Origin of the sequence: Citrobacter sp. L55, assembly GCF_002850715.1 — a bacterium.
Lineage (GTDB): Bacteria > Pseudomonadota > Gammaproteobacteria > Enterobacterales > Enterobacteriaceae > Citrobacter > Citrobacter braakii.
In genome coordinates this window covers 85,123-102,452 of sequence record NZ_KZ559400.1, presented here as the reverse complement: position 1 = coordinate 102,452, position 17,330 = coordinate 85,123, and the positions used below count along the sequence as shown (strand labels likewise).

Here is a 17,330-nt window from a genome sequence, read left to right as displayed (position 1 = left end):
CAGGCATAAATATTGGGGGAGGTGCCTATGCTCAATCAAGAACTGGAGCTCAGTTTAAACATGGCTTTCGCCAGAGCGCGCGAGCACCGACATGAGTTTATGACCGTCGAGCACTTGCTACTGGCATTGCTCAGTAACCCATCGGCCCGCGAAGCGCTGGAAGCGTGTTCCGTGGATCTGGTGGCGCTGCGTCAGGAACTCGAAGCCTTCATTGAACAAACCACACCCGTATTGCCTGCCAGTGAAGAAGAGCGCGACACGCAGCCAACGTTGAGTTTTCAGCGTGTGTTGCAACGCGCGGTCTTTCATGTTCAGTCCTCCGGGCGCAATGAAGTTACCGGTGCTAATGTGCTGGTCGCCATCTTCAGCGAGCAGGAATCTCAGGCGGCTTATCTGCTGCGTAAGCATGAAGTGAGTCGCCTTGATGTGGTGAATTTTATTTCTCATGGCACGCGCAAAGACGAACCAAGTCAGTCCTCTGACTCTGGTAATCAGCCGAATAACGAAGAGCAAGCTGGCGGGGAGGACCGTATGGAGAACTTCACGACTAACCTTAACCAGCTTGCCCGTGTGGGCGGAATTGATCCGCTCATTGGACGGGACAAAGAGCTGGAACGCGCCATTCAGGTACTGTGCCGTCGTCGAAAAAACAACCCGCTGCTGGTGGGTGAGTCTGGCGTCGGGAAAACCGCTATTGCGGAAGGCCTCGCCTGGCGTATCGTCCAGGGCGACGTGCCGGAAGTGATGGCTGATTGTACCCTTTACTCTCTGGATATCGGCTCGCTGCTGGCGGGTACCAAATACCGTGGCGATTTTGAAAAACGCTTTAAGGCGCTGCTGAAACAACTGGAACAGGATACTAACAGCATTCTGTTTATCGATGAGATCCACACCATTATCGGCGCGGGTGCGGCATCGGGCGGCCAGGTGGATGCGGCTAACCTGATCAAACCGTTGCTCTCCAGCGGTAAAATCCGTGTGATAGGCTCCACAACCTATCAGGAATTCAGCAATATCTTTGAAAAGGACCGCGCGCTAGCACGCCGTTTCCAGAAAATCGATATCACTGAGCCGTCGGTTGAAGAGACCGTGCAGATCATCAACGGTCTGAAGCCGAAATACGAAGCGCACCATGACGTTCGCTACACCGCCAAAGCGGTGCGTGCAGCGGTCGAACTGGCGGTGAAATACATTAACGATCGTCATCTGCCGGACAAAGCGATTGACGTGATCGATGAGGCGGGCGCGCGGGCACGTCTGATGCCGGTCAGCAAGCGCAAGAAAACCGTCAACGTGGCGGATATCGAGTCCGTCGTGGCCCGCATTGCGCGGATCCCGGAGAAGAGCGTTTCGCAGAGCGATCGCGATACGCTGAAAAACCTGGGCAACCGTCTGAAAATGCTGGTATTCGGACAGGATAAAGCCATTGAGGCGCTGACTGAAGCGATCAAAATGAGCCGTGCTGGTCTGGGACACGAGCATAAACCTGTCGGTTCGTTCCTGTTTGCCGGACCGACTGGCGTTGGTAAGACCGAAGTCACGGTGCAGTTGTCCAAAGCGCTGGGTATTGAGCTACTGCGGTTTGACATGTCCGAGTATATGGAACGTCACACCGTCAGCCGCCTGATTGGTGCGCCTCCGGGATATGTCGGTTTCGACCAGGGCGGTTTGCTGACAGATGCTGTCATTAAGCATCCGCATGCGGTACTGCTGCTGGATGAAATCGAAAAAGCGCATCCGGACGTCTTTAACCTGCTGCTGCAGGTGATGGATAACGGTACGCTGACCGACAATAACGGGCGTAAAGCTGATTTCCGCAACGTGGTGCTGGTCATGACCACTAACGCCGGCGTGCGTGAAACCGAGCGTAAATCGATTGGGCTGATTCATCAGGACAACAGTACTGATGCGATGGGCGAAATCAAAAAAGTGTTTACGCCGGAATTCCGTAACCGTCTCGACAACATTATCTGGTTCGATCATCTCTCTACTGAGGTGATTCATCAGGTTGTTGATAAGTTTATCGTCGAACTTCAGGTTCAGTTGGATCAAAAAGGTGTCTCTCTGGAAGTGAGTCAGGAAGCCCGCGACTGGCTGGCTGAGAAGGGCTATGACCGCGCAATGGGCGCACGCCCGATGACGCGCGTTGTCCAGGATAACCTGAAAAAACCATTGGCTAACGAACTGCTGTTCGGCTCGCTTGTGGATGGCGGTCAGGTGACCGTTGCGCTGGATAAAGAGAAAAATGAGCTGACTTATGGTTTCCAGAGTGCGCAAAAGCACAAGCCAGAAGCAGCACATTAATATCTAATCACCTAATGAACCGGGCGTAATGCCCGGTTTTTTTTCGCCTGAAAGTCGTGATTTGAATAGGGGGGTAAACGGCAGGCAAAAAATAAGCCTGCGTAAGGGAGATTACGCAGGCTAAGGAGGTGGTTCCTGGTACAGCTAGCATTTATGGGTTATGTTTTTCAGCGGATGGGATAATACCCTTAATGAACGAAGCGGTATGTGATCGATTTCTAAGAATCTTCCGAACGCTGAAAAATAACCGTAATTAACTACTTAGCATGTGGGTTGCGCGTGGACTCACCGGTAAAATTACGCATCAACAATGCATAATTCAGATCGATATCCTCCGGTACAGGCATCCACACGGTGTAACCATCGCCCGGCGCAACCGGCATCGCTTCGCCTTTCGCGTTTTCCATCTGTTCGAGGGTAAAGTTGATGTTGCCCTGTGGGGTCATCAGCTCCAGGCTGTCGCCGACGGTGAATTTATTTTTCACCAGCACAGCCGCCAGTTCACCTTTACGTTCGCCAGTGAATTCGCCGACAAACTGCTGACGCTCGGAAACAGAGAAGCCGTATTCGTAGTTCTGATAGTCGTCATGCGTATGGCGGCGCAGGAACCCCTCGGTGTAACCGCGATGCGCCAGACCTTCCAGCGTTTCCAGCAGTTGCGGGTCGAACGGTTTCCCGGCAGCGGCATCATCAATGGCCTTGCGATAAACCTGCGCGGTACGTGCACAGTAATAGTATGATTTAGTACGGCCTTCAATTTTCAGCGAATGCACGCCCATCTGAGTCAGGCGCTCAACGTGGGCAATGGCACGCAAATCCTTCGAGTTCATGATGTAAGTGCCGTGTTCGTCTTCAAACGCGGTCATGTACTCACCCGGACGCTGGGCTTCTTCGATCATAAAGACTTTGTCAGTCGGCGCGCCAATACCCAGCGTCGGCTCAACATTTTGTACCGGGATAGGCTCGTACTTATGCACGATATTGCCCACCACGTCTTCTTTGCCTTCCTGCACGTTGTATTCCCAGCGGCAGGCATTGGTACAGGTACCCTGATTTGGGTCACGCTTGTTGATGTAGCCAGAGAGCAGGCAGCGGCCGGAGTAAGCCATGCACAGCGCGCCGTGAACAAAGATCTCAATTTCCATATCCGGCACCTGGGTGCGGATTTCTTCAATTTCTTCCAACGACAGTTCGCGGGACAGGATCACACGGGTCAATCCCATCTGCTTCCAGAATTTCACCGTCGCCCAGTTTACGGCGTTAGCCTGTACTGAAAGGTGAATGTCCATGTCAGGGAAGTTTTCGCGCACCAGCATAATCAGACCGGGGTCGGACATGATCAGTGCATCCGGCCCCATTTCCACCACCGGTTTCAGGTCACGAATGAAGGTCTTCAGCTTGGCGTTATGCGGGGCAATATTAACCACCACATAGAATTTTTTACCCAGTTCATGGGCTTCATTAATGCCTAGCTGCAGGTTTTCGTGATTGAATTCGTTGTTGCGTACGCGCAGTGAGTAACGCGGCTGGCCCGCATATACAGCGTCTGCGCCATAGGCGAAAGCGTAACGCATGTTTTTCAGCGTTCCCGCCGGGGAAAGGAGTTCCGGTTTAAACATAATGTTCTCGTTCTGATGACAGGTCAGACTCGCCTCACTCAATGAGGCGGTTAGGGGAGTGCCCCCATATTAAGGGCGGGCATTGTAGCGCTGTGGGGAAGACAGGTAAAGAAAAACGCCGGGCGACAGCGTGGCGTTACCCGGCTGAGCGAGTCATTATCAGGTTTTATCTTTTATCGTCTGACTTACACCATTGGTCTTAACTGAAGCAATACCGGTCTCGCGCGACTGTTCATTCGCATACAGTTGACTCTACCAATAATCTGGTGGTTTGCTGCTTTCAGATTGAAATGCAATTTGCCATTAGCTGCCGTTTTTTTCTCGTAACGCTCGGCCAGAGGGCTGTTAGCCTGGACAGATGCGATCCCTTTTTCTGCCGCGCCTTTTGTCGTGTAAAGCTCACTGGTAAGGATCGTTTCCCCGTTTCCAGCCTTAAGAACAAAGCGGTACTGATCATCGCTACTCTTGCTTAATTCAAACCAACCAGCCATATGAACTCCTTGATTAAAGTTTTATATCAAACAGTTATTGACGACAGTGTTGCCACAAAGAGTATGAGCGATATTTGGAGAGTTGCTAGTCAACAGGACTCCACGAAGCCGCGGAGTCCTGACGGGAATGTTTACGCAATCCGACAGGCGTCGGCTTCCCAGCGATACCCTACGCCATAGACCGCGCGGATAAACGACTGCTCCGCATCCAGCGATTCCAGCTTGCGTCGCAGGTTCTTAATATGGCTGTCGATGGTTCGGTCGGTAACGACACGGTAATCGTCATAGAGATGATTGAGCAACTGTTCACGGGAGAACACTTTTCCCGGTTCATGCGACAGCGTTTTGAGTAAGCGAAATTCAGCAGGCGTTAAGTCGAGCATTTTCCCACGCCAGGACGCCTGAAAACGACCTTCATCGACGATCAACGGGCTGTCAGCATCCATCTGTTGCAGTTCGCGCTGCGGCTTGCAACGGCGCAGAATCGTCTTCACGCGAGCAACAACTTCACGCGGGCTGTAGGGTTTGCAAATATAATCATCCGCACCGATCTCCAGCCCCAGCAGGCGATCAATTTCTTCTATCTTGGCGGTTACCATCATGATGGGGACTTCAGAGAATCGGCGGATTTCCCGGCACAGAGTCAGGCCGTCGGTACCAGGCAGCATCAGATCCAACAAGATCAGGTCGGGCGGCGTCTGACGCACGTAAGGAAGAACCAGATCGCCGTGGCTGATGAGCGTAGGAGCGTAGCTTGCCGCGCGCAGATAGTCGATAAGCAGTTGCCCCAGCTTGGGCTCGTCTTCCACGATCAGAATACGCGGCGTGTTTTCATCAATGGGTAACTCAGTCATACATCTCTCTGTAAATCGCGTTCCAGCGGTAATGTTACTGTAATGCTAACCCCGCCAAAAGGCGAATGGGCGGCGCGAATCAGACCATTATGCGCCTGTACGATATTGACGCAAATTGCCAGCCCCAGCCCGGAACCACCGCTGGCACGGTTACGCGAGCCTTCGGTGCGATAAAAGCGTTCAAACAGCTTCTGTAACTGGTCGTCACTTACGCCGGGAGCGGAATCAGCGAAGGTTAATAAAACCATACGCTCGCGTTGTTCGGCGCTGATGTGCAGCCCACCGCCGCTGTCGGTGTAGCGCAGACTGTTTTCCAGCAGATTGTTGAACAACTGCATCAAACGATCCCTGTCGCCAAATACCGTCATGCTGTCCGGGAGTGAAAGTTGTATCGTCAGTCCACGGCTGGCAAAGCGTTCACGAAATGCGCCACTTGCCACTTCCAACAAGGGGATGAGATCCAGCGATGTTTTCTGGTAGGCCAGCGCGCCTTCATCAGACATGGAGAGCTGATGCAGATCGTCCACCAGCTTGGTGAGCGTACCGACTTCAGCTTGCAAAGAGGCAACGGAGTCAGGGGTGAACTGGCGTACGCCATCCTGAATGGCCTCCAGTTCACCGCGCAACACCGCTAACGGCGTACGCAGTTCGTGAGAAATATCGGCCATAAAGTCACGACGCATCTGCTGGTTTTTTTCCAGCGTACTGGCAAGCTGGTTGAAGTCCTGCGCCAGCTTGCCCAGCTCATCCGTACTGGTCGGCGCAACGCGAGTGGTGAAATCGCCAGCCGCCAGTTTGTGCGTGCCTTCTACCAACCGCTTGACCGGGGCCAGCAGGCTGCGCGCCAGCGTAAACGTTGCCAGCGCCGCCAGGATCGTGGAGAGCGCGACGATGAGCCAACTGGAACGCCTTTGCTGCATGTCGAAATTGATATCCGTATTGCGCGTTAAGCGTTCCACGGGAGAGGCAATCACGGCACCGACTTCGCTACCGTTGACGCGGATCGGATGGCGCATACCGTCACGGGGGACCGGAGCACGCGGACCGACCAGCACGCGGGCATTTTGGTCGACAACCCAAAACTGCGTACGCCAGCCGTGCGGCGGCATGCCGGGGCCGGGTTTATCATCGTCGTTGTCGTGTTCAAAAGAGCGCAGGATCTGAAAAACAAACCGATCGTTATTGCGTAAGAATCGCCAGTTGCCGTGCTGTTCATACTGCTCGCTTAATGCGTCGCTGAGCATTTGCAGCCGCTGTTCGTTACCGTGCTTGATATAGTCAATAAAACCGCGTTCGAAGCTTATGCGTACGGCCCAGTGCATGCTGATCAGCAATACGATGCAGGTGGCGAAAATCGCCAGAAACAGTTTGCCGGTGATACCGGGCCGCCAGAACTTCATCAGGTGCTCCTTTTGCGCCGTGAAATCACCGCGTTGGTTTGCGTGTCGTTCGGCACGCGGGCAAAAATAATGGCGGGCAGCGCGATAATGAATGCGATGCACAGCCAGGTATACATAAAGACGGTATGCGTACTTCCGCTGTCGATGACGCTATGCTGCTGACCGAACATACCTAGCAGCAGCCCCGCGATGGTCACCCCGATACTCATCGACAGCTGCATGATCATTGACAGCAGGCTGTTACCACTGCTGGCGAGATCGTCAGGCAGGTCTTTTAACGTCAGGGTGTTCATGGATGAAAAGCGCGTTGAGTTGACCATTCCCTGTAAGAACAGTACGAAGGGCAGGGCGTAATACCAGCCGAGCAGCGCGGTGCTCATCAGCAGCAGACTGACCAGCGACAGGCCAAGCGTTGTAACGACCAGTACGCGACGGTAGCCAAAGCGGTTAACGACCTGCACCACAATGCGCTTCATGCCCATACTGCCGAGCACCATCGGGATCATCATCAGCCCGGCATGAAAGGGCGAAAAACCGAGGCCTATTTGTAAAAACACCGGCGTCATAAACGGCAGCATACCGCTACCGATGCGTCCGGCAAAACTGCCGAAAAGACCCAGCGAGAAGGCCGGTGTGCGAAACAGATTCAGGCTGAACAGCGCGCGTGGATTACGATGGGCGTGTTTCAGATACAGCGCAATAGCCAGCACTCCGCAGATAACCAACGCTGCCAGCGAGATACTGGAGATGCCGGTTCCTTTACTGCCATCAAATGCCAGCGTCAGTACCGCCATGCCGATTGCCAGCATCGCAAATCCGGAGAGATCGAAGCGTCGGGTTTGCATGGTGTAGTTGGGCATCAGCATTAACGTCGCTATCGCGCCGACAATGCCAACCGGAATGTTAATCAAAAATATCCAGTGCCAGGAGGCGTACTCAACCAGAATACCGCCTAATGCCGGTCCCAGTAGCGGGCCAATCTGACCGGGCAATGTGACAAACGTCATCGCCGCCATATATTGCTCACGCGGGACGATTTTCATCACCGTTAGCCTGCCGACCGGCACCATCATCGCACCGCCAACGCCTTGTAAGACGCGCGCCATCACCAGCTCGTTGAGTGTGCTGGACCCGGCGCAAAACAGCGAGCCAAGCGTAAACAGGATGATGGCGGTGAAGAAGATATTACGCACGCCAACTTTGTCCGCCAGCCATCCGCTGGCGGGCAGCATCACGGCAACGGTTAAAACATATGACACAATGACCATATGCATGTGTAACGGGCTTTCCCCGAGGCTTGCCGCCATCGAGGGAAGCGCAGTATTCACGATGGTGGTATCCAGCGACTGCATAAAAAAGCCGAATGCCACAATCCAAAGTTGCCAGCGGGTGCTGTCGGGAAGTTCTGTCATAACTCTGCTACCGGTTTGCTGTTTTTACGCGAAAAACGCAGACGCAGACGGTCGAAAAAGAGATAGACCACGGGCGTGGTGTACAGCGTCAGGAGTTGACTCACGACCAGCCCGCCGACAATGGTTATCCCCAAAGGTTGACGTAGTTCGGAGCCATCCCCGGCGGATAACACCAGCGGCAGCGCGCCAAACAACGCCGCCAGCGTGGTCATCATGATTGGGCGAAAGCGCAGCAGGCAGGCCTGGAAAATGGCTTCTTCTGGCTGCAGCTTGCCGTTTCTCTGCGCTTCCAGCGCAAAATCGACCATCATGATGGCATTTTTCTTCACAATGCCAATTAATAGCATTATCCCTATCAGGGCGATTAGGCTGAACGGGGCATTGAACAGCTCTAGCGCCAGCAAAGCCCCGACGCCAGCTGAAGGTAGCGTGGAGAGAATGGTCAGGGGATGAACATAGCTTTCATACAGCATACCCAGAACGATGTAGACCGTGGCGATGGCGGCGATAATCAGGATCACCTGTGAGTTCATGGTGTCCTGAAATACCTGTGCCGTGCCGGCAAAGCTACCGCGAACCGTGGAGGGGACGCCGAGCTGGGTCATGGTTCTGTTGATAGCCTCTGTCGCCTCTGACAGTGAAGAACCTGTTGGCAGGTTAAACGACACGGTTGAGGCAGCGGACAAGCCCTGATGGTTTACCGACAGCGGGGCATTCGCCGGTTGCCATTTGGCAAAGTACGATAGCGGGATTGCCTTACCGTCATTGTTGATGACGAACATTTTATCCAGCGCGCTGATGTCCTGGGTGTAACGTCGATCGACCTCCATCACCACTTTGTACTGGTTCATCGGTTGATAAATAGTTGAAATTTGCCGTTGTCCAAAAGCGTTGTTCAACAGGCTGTTAGCGGCTGCAACGTCGATCCCCAGACGAGACATGGTGTCGCGATCGTAGACCAGGTTCATTTCCGCGCCATTGTCCTGCTGATCTGAGTTGACATCCGCCAGTTGGGGCAGGGCGGCAAGCGCTTTACGGATCTTCGGTTCCCACTCGCGCAGCGCCGCCAGATCGTCGGAAAGCAATGTGTATTGATAGCTGGCATTGGCCTGGCGGCCGCCGACGCGAATATCCTGCACCGCCATCAGAAACAGATTCGCGCCAGGCTCTTTTGCAAGCGCGACGCGCAGGCGGTCGATCACCTGCTGAGCGGTTTCACCGCGCTCATCGCGTGGCTTGAGGGTGATAAACATCATCCCGCTGTTAACCCGGGAACCGCCAGTAAAACCGGTGACGTTATTCACCGCCGGGTCGTCGCGGATGATCTTCATAAAGTCCTGCAGTTTGCCGCGCATCGCCTGGAAAGAGATGCTCTGGTCGGCCTGAATCCCCCCCATCAACACGCCCGTATCCTGCTCCGGGAAGAAGGTTTTGGGGATGGAAATATAAAGCCAGATATTCAGCGCAATGGTGCCAAGTAACACCACGCCTACCAGTCGCGTATGGCGCAGCACCCATTTAAGCGAAGTGCCGTAACTCTGTTGCAGTGCCACCAGCACACGACCAAAACCTCGTTTACGAGACTGTTCACGCGGGGCGCTGGATTTGAGCATCCAGCCACACATCATTGGCGTTAATGTCAGCGACACCAGCAGCGAGATACCGATAGCAACTGACAGCGTGACGGCAAATTCGCGCAGCAAGCGCCCAGGCAATCCGCCCATTAACAGCAGCGGGAGGAACACCGCTACCAGCGACAGGCTCATTGAGAGCACCGTGAATCCCACTTCGCGCGTACCCTGTAGCGCCGCCTGCAGTGGCTTCATTCCCGCTTCCAGGTGGCGGGCAATATTTTCCAGCACCACGATCGCGTCATCAACGACAAATCCCGTGGCAATGGTCAACGCCATTAATGACAGGTTGTTCAGGCTGAACCCGCACAGATACATGGCGGCAAAGGTACCGATCAGCGAGACCGGAACCGCTACCGCAGGGATCAGGGTCGCGCGCCCGGAGCGCAGGAAAACAAAGACCACCAGAATAACCAGCGCAACGGAGATAATCAGCGTCTGTTCGACTTCCTCCAGCGAGGCGCGAATGGTCGGTGAACGATCCTGGGCAATTTGCAGATCGATGGCGGCCGGGACCAGCGTTTGTAACTCCGGTAATTTGGCCCGAATGCTGTCTACCGTTTGAATAATATTGGCTTCTGGCAGCTTGCGGATCATCAGCAGGATAGCCGGTTTTGCGTTGGTCATCCCCGCGTTACGTACGTCCTGCACCGAGTCGCTCACAGACGCAACATCGCCCAGCCGCACCGCAGCGCCGTTATTGTAGTGGATAATAATCGGCTGGTACTCGGCGGCGGTTTTCAGCTCATCGTTGGTTTGTACCTGCCAGCGATGGGTATCATTCTCGATAGCTCCCTGCGGCTTACGCACATTGGCGTTAGCAATCGCGCTACGCACGTCGTCCAGCGACACGCCCTGATTAAACAGCGCTTGCGGATTAAGCCCTACGCGCACGGCAGGCAGAGAGCTGCCCCCAACGTCGACGTCACCCACGCCGTCGATTTGCGCGATGGTCTGTGCTAATTGGGTTGATGCGAAATCGTACAGCTCACCCTGCGAGTAAGTGTCCGACGTGAGCGTCAGGATCATGATTGGCGCATCAGAAGGGTTGGCTTTGCGGTACGTGGGGCGGCTTGGCATGCCGCTGGGTAGCAGGCTTTGCGCTGCGTTAATCGCGGCCTGAACATCCCGCGCCGCGCCATTGATGTCACGGTCGAATTTGAATTCAAGAATAATGCGCGTACTGCCAAGGGAACTGCTCGAGGTCATTTCGTTCACGCCCGCGATGCGCCCCAGTGAGCGCTCCAGCGGGGTGGCTACCGAAGACGCCATCGTTTCAGGGGAAGCGCCCGGTAATGATGCGCTGACCATGATCACCGGGAAATCCACCTGCGGCAGCGGAGCTACCGGCAGCAGACGAAAGCCCAGTATCCCGCACAGGGTGATGGCCACCGAAATGAGAATGGTCGCCACCGGACGATGAATGAAAAGCGCGAAAAATTTCATTTACGCTTCCTCTTCCTGACGCGGGAAGCGGCTTTTCACGTACAGCGACAGACGGTCAAACAGCAGATAAATCACCGGGGTGGTAAACAGGGTTAATACCTGGCTTACCAGCAGACCGCCGACCATACCAATTCCTAATGGACGACGTAATTCGGCCCCCACGCCGGTACTTAACATCAGCGGCAACGCGCCGAGCAGTGCCGCCAGCGTAGTCATCAGAATCGGGCGAAAACGCAGCAGACAGGCCTGGAAAATAGCGTCGCGTGGGGTCATGCCCTGTTCGCGCTCCGCGGCAAGGGCGAAGTCGATCATCATGATGGCGTTTTTCTTGACGATACCGATAAGCAAAATAATGCCGATAATCGCGATGACGTCCAGTTCACTGCCGGCAATCATTAACGCCAGGAGGGCGCCAACGCCCGCCGTGGGTAGCGTGGAGAGAATGGTAATCGGGTGAATAAAGCTCTCATACAGCACGCCGAGAACGATATACATCGCGACAACCGCAGCCACAATCAACCAGATGGTATTACCCAGCGCGGCCTGGAAAGCGAGCGTACTGCCCTGGAACTGGGTGGTAATATTTGCTGGCAGATTGAGCGTTTTTTCGGCATCCAGAATTGCCTGCACCGCATCGCCCAGCGAATGACCGTCCGGTACGTTGAACGAGATGGTGGTGACCGGGAACTGATCGAGGTGGTTAATCGACAGCGGAGCGAAACGCTGTTCAATGCTGGCGATTGCGCTAAGTGGAACCACGCCGCCGTCGCTGCTGGTCAGACGGATAGTGTCCAGTGCAGCAAGCCCCGGCGTACTGTTGGTGTCATGTTCCAATACGACGCGATACTGGTTGGCCTGGGTGTAGATGGTTGAAATCAGTCGCTTGCCGAAGGCGTTGTACAGGGCGTTATCGACATCCGCCATGCTGATGCCTAAACGGCTGGCGCTATCGCGATTGACGTTCACATACGCCACCAGCCCTTTGTCCTGCCAGTCGCTACTGACATCGGACAGTTGCGGTAGCTGGTGAAGTTTTTCTAACAGCTGTGGAACCCAGGTGCTGAGGGCGTCAAGGGACGTTGCTTGCAGCGTAAACTGATATTGCGTCCGGCTGACCTGGGTATCAATCGTCAGGTCCTGGGTGGGCTGAAGATAGAGATCAACGCCGGGTACTCTGTCAACCGCGTCCTGTAGGCGTGCGATCACTTTCTGCACGCGATCGTCGCGATCGTCCAGCGGCTTAAGGTTGATTTGCAGACGCGCGCTGTTCAATGCCGGATTAGTACCATCCACGCCGACAAAAGCGGTCAGGCTCTCTACCGCCGGATCTCGAAGGATGACATCGGAAACCTGGCGCTGGCGCTGGGCCATGCTGGCAAATGAACTGGACTGCGGCGCCTGCAGCGTACCCTGGATGATGCCGTTGTCCTGGATTGGGAAGAACCCTTTGGGGATAAAGACCCATAACATAACGCTCAGTGCCAGCGTGCCGAGCGCCACGCCCAGCGTGAGCCACGGATGGTTCAGCACTTTTGCCAGCCAGTGACCGTACCCGGCAATGACGCGATCGAACATTCGCTCCGAGGCACGGGAAAAGCGGTTTTGCTTACGCAACGAGGCCTGATTAAGCATGCGCGCGCACATCATCGGCGTGAGGGTGAGCGAGACGACGGCGGAAATCAGAATTGCCACGGCCAGCGTAACGGCAAACTCGCGGAATAATCGGCCAACGATATCACCCATAAACAACAGTGGGATCAGCACGGCGATTAGCGAAAATGTCAGAGAGATGATGGTAAAACCAATCTCACCAGCCCCCTTCAGGGCGGCAGTCAGCGGTTTTTCGCCTTTTTCGATATAGCGAGAAATATTCTCGATAACCACGATAGCGTCATCCACTACGAATCCTGTCGCGATGGTTAGCGCCATTAGGGTCAGGTTATTGATGGAGAAATCAAGAAATACCATCACCGCGAAGGTGCCGATGAGCGACAGCGGAACGGCGACCGCAGGAATAATCGTCGCCGGAATATTGCGCAGGAACAGGTAGATGATCATCACCACCAGCGCAATCGCCAGCATTAGCTCAAACTGGGTGTCTGCAACGGACGCACGAATATTGGTCGTACGATCCGAAAGCACGCTGACCTTAACTGATTTGGGCAGGCTTTCGGTGAGCTGCGGCAGCATTTGACGGATACTGTCTGCCGTGGAGATGATGTTCGCCCCAGGTTGGCGCTGAACATTCATTACAATGGCTTGTTGCTTATTGGCCCATGCGCCCAGCCAGCTATTTTCTGCCCCTTGTTCGACGGTGGCGACATCGCCCAGACGAACCGGCGCACCGTTTTTATAGGCCACGATGAGCTGGCGATATTCGTCTGCGGACTGCATCTGGTCGTTGGCGGAAAGGGTGACAGCACGCGTTGGGCCATCAAGACTCCCTTTTGCCGAATTGACGTTAGCCCCGGTAATGGCTGTACGGATGGTTTCGCTGGTCAGACCGAGTGCGGCAATAGCCTGTGCGTTAAGCTTCACGCGGACCGCCGGTCGTTGCCCGCCGGAAAGTGTTACCAGACCGACACCGGAAACCTGAGAGATTTTCTGCGCGACGCGGGTTTCGACCATATCTTCCACCTGCGTCATCGGCATGGCGCTGGACGTGACCGCCAGCGTCATGATCGGTGGATCTGCCGGGTTTACCTTGCTGTAGACCGGCGGATTGGGCAGATCGCCCGGTAATAAATTGGTGGCGGCGTTAATCGCAGCCTGAACTTCCTGCTCGGCAACATCCAGCGGCAGCGTCAGTTGAAACTGCAACGTGACGACCGATGCGCCGCCGGAACTTTGCGAGGACATCTGTTTTAAGCCGGACATCTGTCCGAACTGACGCTCAAGCGGCGCGGTTACCGCCGAGGTCATGACGTCCGGGCTGGCGCCCGGGTACAGCGTAACGACCTGAATCGTGGGGTAATCGACTTCCGGTAAGGCGGCGATCGGCAGGAAACGATAACCGATAATACCGGCAAGCAAAATCGCGACCATCAGCAGCGTGGTGGCGACAGGTCGCAGAATAAACAGGCGTGATGGCCCGCCTGTGTTGTGCGGAGGTAACACCTGCATCAGGAGTTAGCTCCTTTTTTGCCGTATCCGCGGGGCGCAGTTTTCTCGTCCTGAGCTGAGGCGTCATGCGCCTCTACAACTTCTACTTTTGCGCCTTCCGTCAGGCGGTCAATACCGTCGGTTACGACCCGATCACCTGCGGACAACCCGGCGGCGATCACTACTTTTTGGCTATCCTGAATACCTGGCTTAACCAGATGTTTGCTCACTTTATTCTCGCTGTTCAGCACCCAGACAAAATGGCCCTCATTGCCCATCTGCAGGGCGGCCGTTGGGATCACCACGGCGTTTTGTTCCGTGTCGACCAGCATGCGGGCGTTAACGAACTGGTTAGGGAATAAAGCATCATCCTGATTGTCAAAACGGGCTTTAACTTTGATGGTTCCGGTCGTAGCGTCAATCTGATTGTCCAGACTGAGCAGGACGCCTTCGCTCAGTTTTTGCGAATTGGTTCGGTCCCAGGCTTCGACCTTTAACGGAGTCCCCGATTTTTGCGCCCGCAACACGGTGGCAATGTCGTTTTCAGGCAAGGTGAATATCAGGTCGATAGGATGGGTTTGCGTAATGACGACGATTCCGGTGGTATCGCCGCTGGAAATTTGGTTACCGACGTCGACCTGTTTCAGACCGACACGCCCCTCTACAGGCGCGGTTATCCGGCTCCAGTCAAGCTGCAATTGGGCGCTGGCGACGCTGGCTTCATCGGCTTTGATTGTCCCTAACGTTTCATTTACCAGCGCCTGCTGGGCATCCAGCTCCTGGCGGGAGACCAGATTAGTTTTCACCAGCTGTTGATAGCGGGCAAGATCGCGACGGGCATTTGCCAGCGTGGCTTTATCTTTTGCCAGTTGGCCTTGCGCCTGAGCCAGAGCAACTTTGAACTGGCTGGGATCTATCTCTGCCAGCAGGTCGCCGGCTTTTACCTGCTGTCCTTCCTCGAAGTGTAAGGCAATGAGCTGACCATCCACCCGGCTACGTACCGTGGCGGTATTTGCGGCAGTAATGGTACCCAGTCCTGTCAGGTAACGCGGAACGGCTTCCATGGCGGCGGTGGCAGCCTGAACGGGAGCCAACGGCCCGGAGCGCATTCCACGCCGTCCCGAACCTGGCGTGTGCTGCGCTGGTTTGGTCGCGCCCGGTGCGTTTTCCTGGGCGTCGTTACGGCTTTGCCAGAACCAGATGGCGGCGACGGTGGCCACAACGATCGCGATTGCTAGCACCCAGCGGGATTTTTTACTGCCTTTCATTGTTATAAGTTTCTCATCCTGAAACGATTCGCGGAATGATACTAGTTTAGCCAGCGAACAAGGGAGAAAAATGGAGGAATTATGAAACACTGTCGGGATTCGTCTGAATGCTGATGCGGCTTTGCGAAGCGTTACGCAACAATCGGTGGTGAAGATAGCGAATACGTGATTGTGCGTTAGAGTGCTGACAAGGCAAAAAGGAGGAAAGCCAGAGATTTCAGCGGGACGCTGGAACGGAAAAGCCCCTCCCGAGGAAGGGGCCAAAATAGGGAAAGGGTTATGATGAAGCAAGTCATCATACTGGTGATACTCTTAGTGATTAGCTTACCGGCTTACTAAGACACCAGGGGGGAGGGGAAGCCCTCCCTAACCCTCACTCTTGAAAGTAAGCCACAGCAATGGTGATGTCAATACGCGTACTTTTCAGCATGTGAGCCGCTTAGCGGAAAACAACGTCAGCCCAGCGGGCCAGTCCGGCAGTAACGGAACCGAAATCATCACCCCCCGCGATCGGAATCCCGGGAAGTTGCTGGGCGAGGGCTTTTTTAATCAGCGGCGAACGCGCGCTACCGCCGGTCAGGTAAATCACGTCCGGTTTTTCCTGCGCGTTTTCCAGCGCCAGTTGAACCTGCTCCAGAATGCGCGCCAGGGGCTGATTGAGCGCAGCTTCCAGCCCGTGTTGACTGATATCGGTTGCCAGCGTGTCGCTGATAAACGGTATCGCCGCCGTCACAATGGTCTGATCGGAAAGCGCGATTTTGCTCTCTTCTGCGCTGCGCACCAGGCGATAGCTCAGACGCTCGCGCCAGACTTTAAGCAGTAGGGCGACTTTATCGGCTTCTTTCGCGTCACGGACAAGATCGTTGAGCAAGCGACCGTTGGCGCTACTGTAGAAGTCACTTTGCGCGGGAACATCGTTGATCGCGACCGCGTTCCACCAGGGCAGAATAGGTAAGGCGATCCCTTTTTCCGTTTCTCCCCCCATACCGAGCAGCGGCATCAGATGTTTAAACGCCAGCGCAATATCCAGATCGTTCCCGCCAACGCGGCAGCCGCTGTGCCCCAGCAGGCTGTTTTCGCGATCGGCGCGCTGATGCCATTGCGGCCCCATCAGCAGCAGTGAACAGTCGGTTGTACCCCCGCCAATATCCACCACCAGCACGCGTTTTTCTTCCTGCAGCGTGGCTTCGTAATCCAGACCAGCCGCTACCGGCTCGTACTGAAAGACGACATCCTGAAAACCGGCGCGTTTGGCCGCACGTTCAAGAATACCCTGCGCCTGGGCGTTGGCATCATCGCCCCCTAACCCCTGGAAGTTGATGGGACGACCAATAACGGCCTGGGTGATGGCTTCCGGCAACTGATTTTGTGCCTGGTTGCGTATGTGCAGCATCATCGCGCAGACCAGATCTTCAAACAGCGCAACCTGCTGCGGCTTCAGACCGCTGGCACCCAAAAATGATTTTGGCGATTTAACGAAGTACACCTCTTCCGGGTCTTCAATATATTGACCCAGCGATGCCAGACCGAACTGCACGCTGCTGGCGTTAACGTCGATGTCTTCTTCGCGGTTATAGCGCATCGCGCGGCGAAGCAGCGCCTGCGTTTCGTCGTCCGTGGTTGGGATGTCGTGATGGCGATACAGCCACTCGCTGACCGCTTCGCGCGTTGGCGCGCACAGCATTGAAGGCAGAAGCGTGCTGTTATTTTCCATTTTGAGCAGGTGAGGCTGCCCGTCACGCATAACGGCCACTGAACAGTTTGCCGTACCGTAGTCAAAACCAATAAACACCGTAAAAATCC

The 17,330-nt window shown here is 55.1% G+C and carries 10 protein-coding genes and 1 pseudogene; 2 read left to right on the top strand and 9 right to left on the bottom strand.

What is annotated here, in order from left to right; all coding sequences use genetic code 11:
* Positions 1-27 precede the first annotated feature (27 nt).
* Positions 28-2,304 carry an ATP-dependent Clp protease ATP-binding subunit ClpA gene (clpA, locus tag B9P82_RS04970; RefSeq protein ID WP_016153651.1) on the top strand — a complete coding sequence of 759 codons (2,277 nt, stop codon included), beginning with the start codon at positions 28-30 and terminating at the stop codon, positions 2,302-2,304.
* A gap of 257 nt (positions 2,305-2,561) precedes the next feature.
* Here clpA and yegQ read toward each other — a convergent pair whose 3' ends face one another.
* The 8 genes and pseudogenes from yegQ to B9P82_RS04930 form a co-directional block, all read right to left on the bottom strand.
* Positions 2,562-3,923 (bottom strand): prephenate-dependent tRNA uridine(34) hydroxylase TrhP, encoded by a 1,362-nt coding sequence (yegQ, locus tag B9P82_RS04965; protein WP_046275427.1) that lies wholly within the window; start codon positions 3,921-3,923, stop codon positions 2,562-2,564.
* A gap of 159 nt (positions 3,924-4,082) precedes the next feature.
* A pseudogene (locus B9P82_RS04960) lies at positions 4,083-4,414 on the bottom strand (YegP family protein).
* Between the two features lie 131 nt (positions 4,415-4,545).
* Entirely contained in the window at positions 4,546-5,268 is a 723-nt protein-coding gene (gene baeR / locus B9P82_RS04955) for an envelope stress response regulator BaeR (RefSeq protein ID WP_019077149.1), read from the bottom strand.
* Positions 5,265-6,668 carry an envelope stress sensor histidine kinase BaeS gene (gene baeS / locus B9P82_RS04950; protein ID WP_016153606.1) on the bottom strand — a complete coding sequence of 468 codons (1,404 nt, stop codon included), beginning with the start codon at positions 6,666-6,668 and terminating at the stop codon, positions 5,265-5,267. Before baeS ends, baeR begins: the two co-directional genes overlap by 4 nt.
* Positions 6,668-8,080 carry an MFS transporter gene (locus tag B9P82_RS04945; protein WP_101700052.1) on the bottom strand — a complete coding sequence of 471 codons (1,413 nt, stop codon included), beginning with the start codon at positions 8,078-8,080 and terminating at the stop codon, positions 6,668-6,670. The genes baeS and B9P82_RS04945 overlap by 1 nt, the downstream gene beginning before the upstream one ends.
* Entirely contained in the window at positions 8,077-11,157 is a 3,081-nt protein-coding gene (gene mdtC, locus B9P82_RS04940; protein ID WP_016153604.1) for a multidrug efflux RND transporter permease subunit MdtC, read from the bottom strand. The genes B9P82_RS04945 and mdtC overlap by 4 nt, the downstream gene beginning before the upstream one ends.
* Positions 11,158-14,280, bottom strand: coding sequence for an MdtB/MuxB family multidrug efflux RND transporter permease subunit (locus B9P82_RS04935; protein WP_101700051.1), 3,123 nt, complete (start codon positions 14,278-14,280; stop codon positions 11,158-11,160).
* The gene (locus B9P82_RS04930) at positions 14,280-15,527 is read right to left on the bottom strand and encodes an MdtA/MuxA family multidrug efflux RND transporter periplasmic adaptor subunit (RefSeq protein ID WP_101700050.1); all 1,248 of its coding nucleotides are present in this window, start codon (positions 15,525-15,527) and stop codon (positions 14,280-14,282) included. The genes B9P82_RS04935 and B9P82_RS04930 overlap by 1 nt, the downstream gene beginning before the upstream one ends.
* 279 nt (positions 15,528-15,806) lie before the next feature.
* On the opposite strand from B9P82_RS04930, the gene B9P82_RS28225 reads away from it, so the two are divergent.
* Positions 15,807-15,866: a type I toxin-antitoxin system Ibs family toxin gene (locus tag B9P82_RS28225; protein ID WP_109017525.1), complete on the top strand. Its 60-nt coding sequence runs from the start codon at positions 15,807-15,809 to the stop codon at positions 15,864-15,866.
* Between the two features lie 100 nt (positions 15,867-15,966).
* Here B9P82_RS28225 and yegD read toward each other — a convergent pair whose 3' ends face one another.
* Positions 15,967-17,319 (bottom strand): molecular chaperone, encoded by a 1,353-nt coding sequence (yegD, locus tag B9P82_RS04925; RefSeq protein ID WP_101700049.1) that lies wholly within the window; start codon positions 17,317-17,319, stop codon positions 15,967-15,969.
* Positions 17,320-17,330: the final 11 nt, after the last annotated feature.

Bases quoted from the DNA above. Each gene is read 5' to 3' on its own strand.
- baeS (WP_016153606.1), bottom strand. From the start codon at position 6,668: ATGAAGTTCTGGCGGCCCGGTATCACCGGCAAACTGTTTCTGGCGATT.
- baeR (WP_019077149.1), bottom strand. From the start codon at position 5,268: ATGACTGAGTTACCCATTGATGAAAACACGCCGCGTATTCTGATCGTG.
- clpA (WP_016153651.1), top strand. From the start codon at position 28: ATGCTCAATCAAGAACTGGAGCTCAGTTTAAACATGGCTTTCGCCAGA.
- B9P82_RS04945 (WP_101700052.1), bottom strand. From the start codon at position 8,080: ATGACAGAACTTCCCGACAGCACCCGCTGGCAACTTTGGATTGTGGCA.
- yegQ (WP_046275427.1), bottom strand. From the start codon at position 3,923: ATGTTTAAACCGGAACTCCTTTCCCCGGCGGGAACGCTGAAAAACATG.
- mdtC (WP_016153604.1), bottom strand. From the start codon at position 11,157: ATGAAATTTTTCGCGCTTTTCATTCATCGTCCGGTGGCGACCATTCTC.
- B9P82_RS04935 (WP_101700051.1), bottom strand. From the start codon at position 14,280: ATGCAGGTGTTACCTCCGCACAACACAGGCGGGCCATCACGCCTGTTT.
- B9P82_RS04930 (WP_101700050.1), bottom strand. From the start codon at position 15,527: ATGAAAGGCAGTAAAAAATCCCGCTGGGTGCTAGCAATCGCGATCGTT.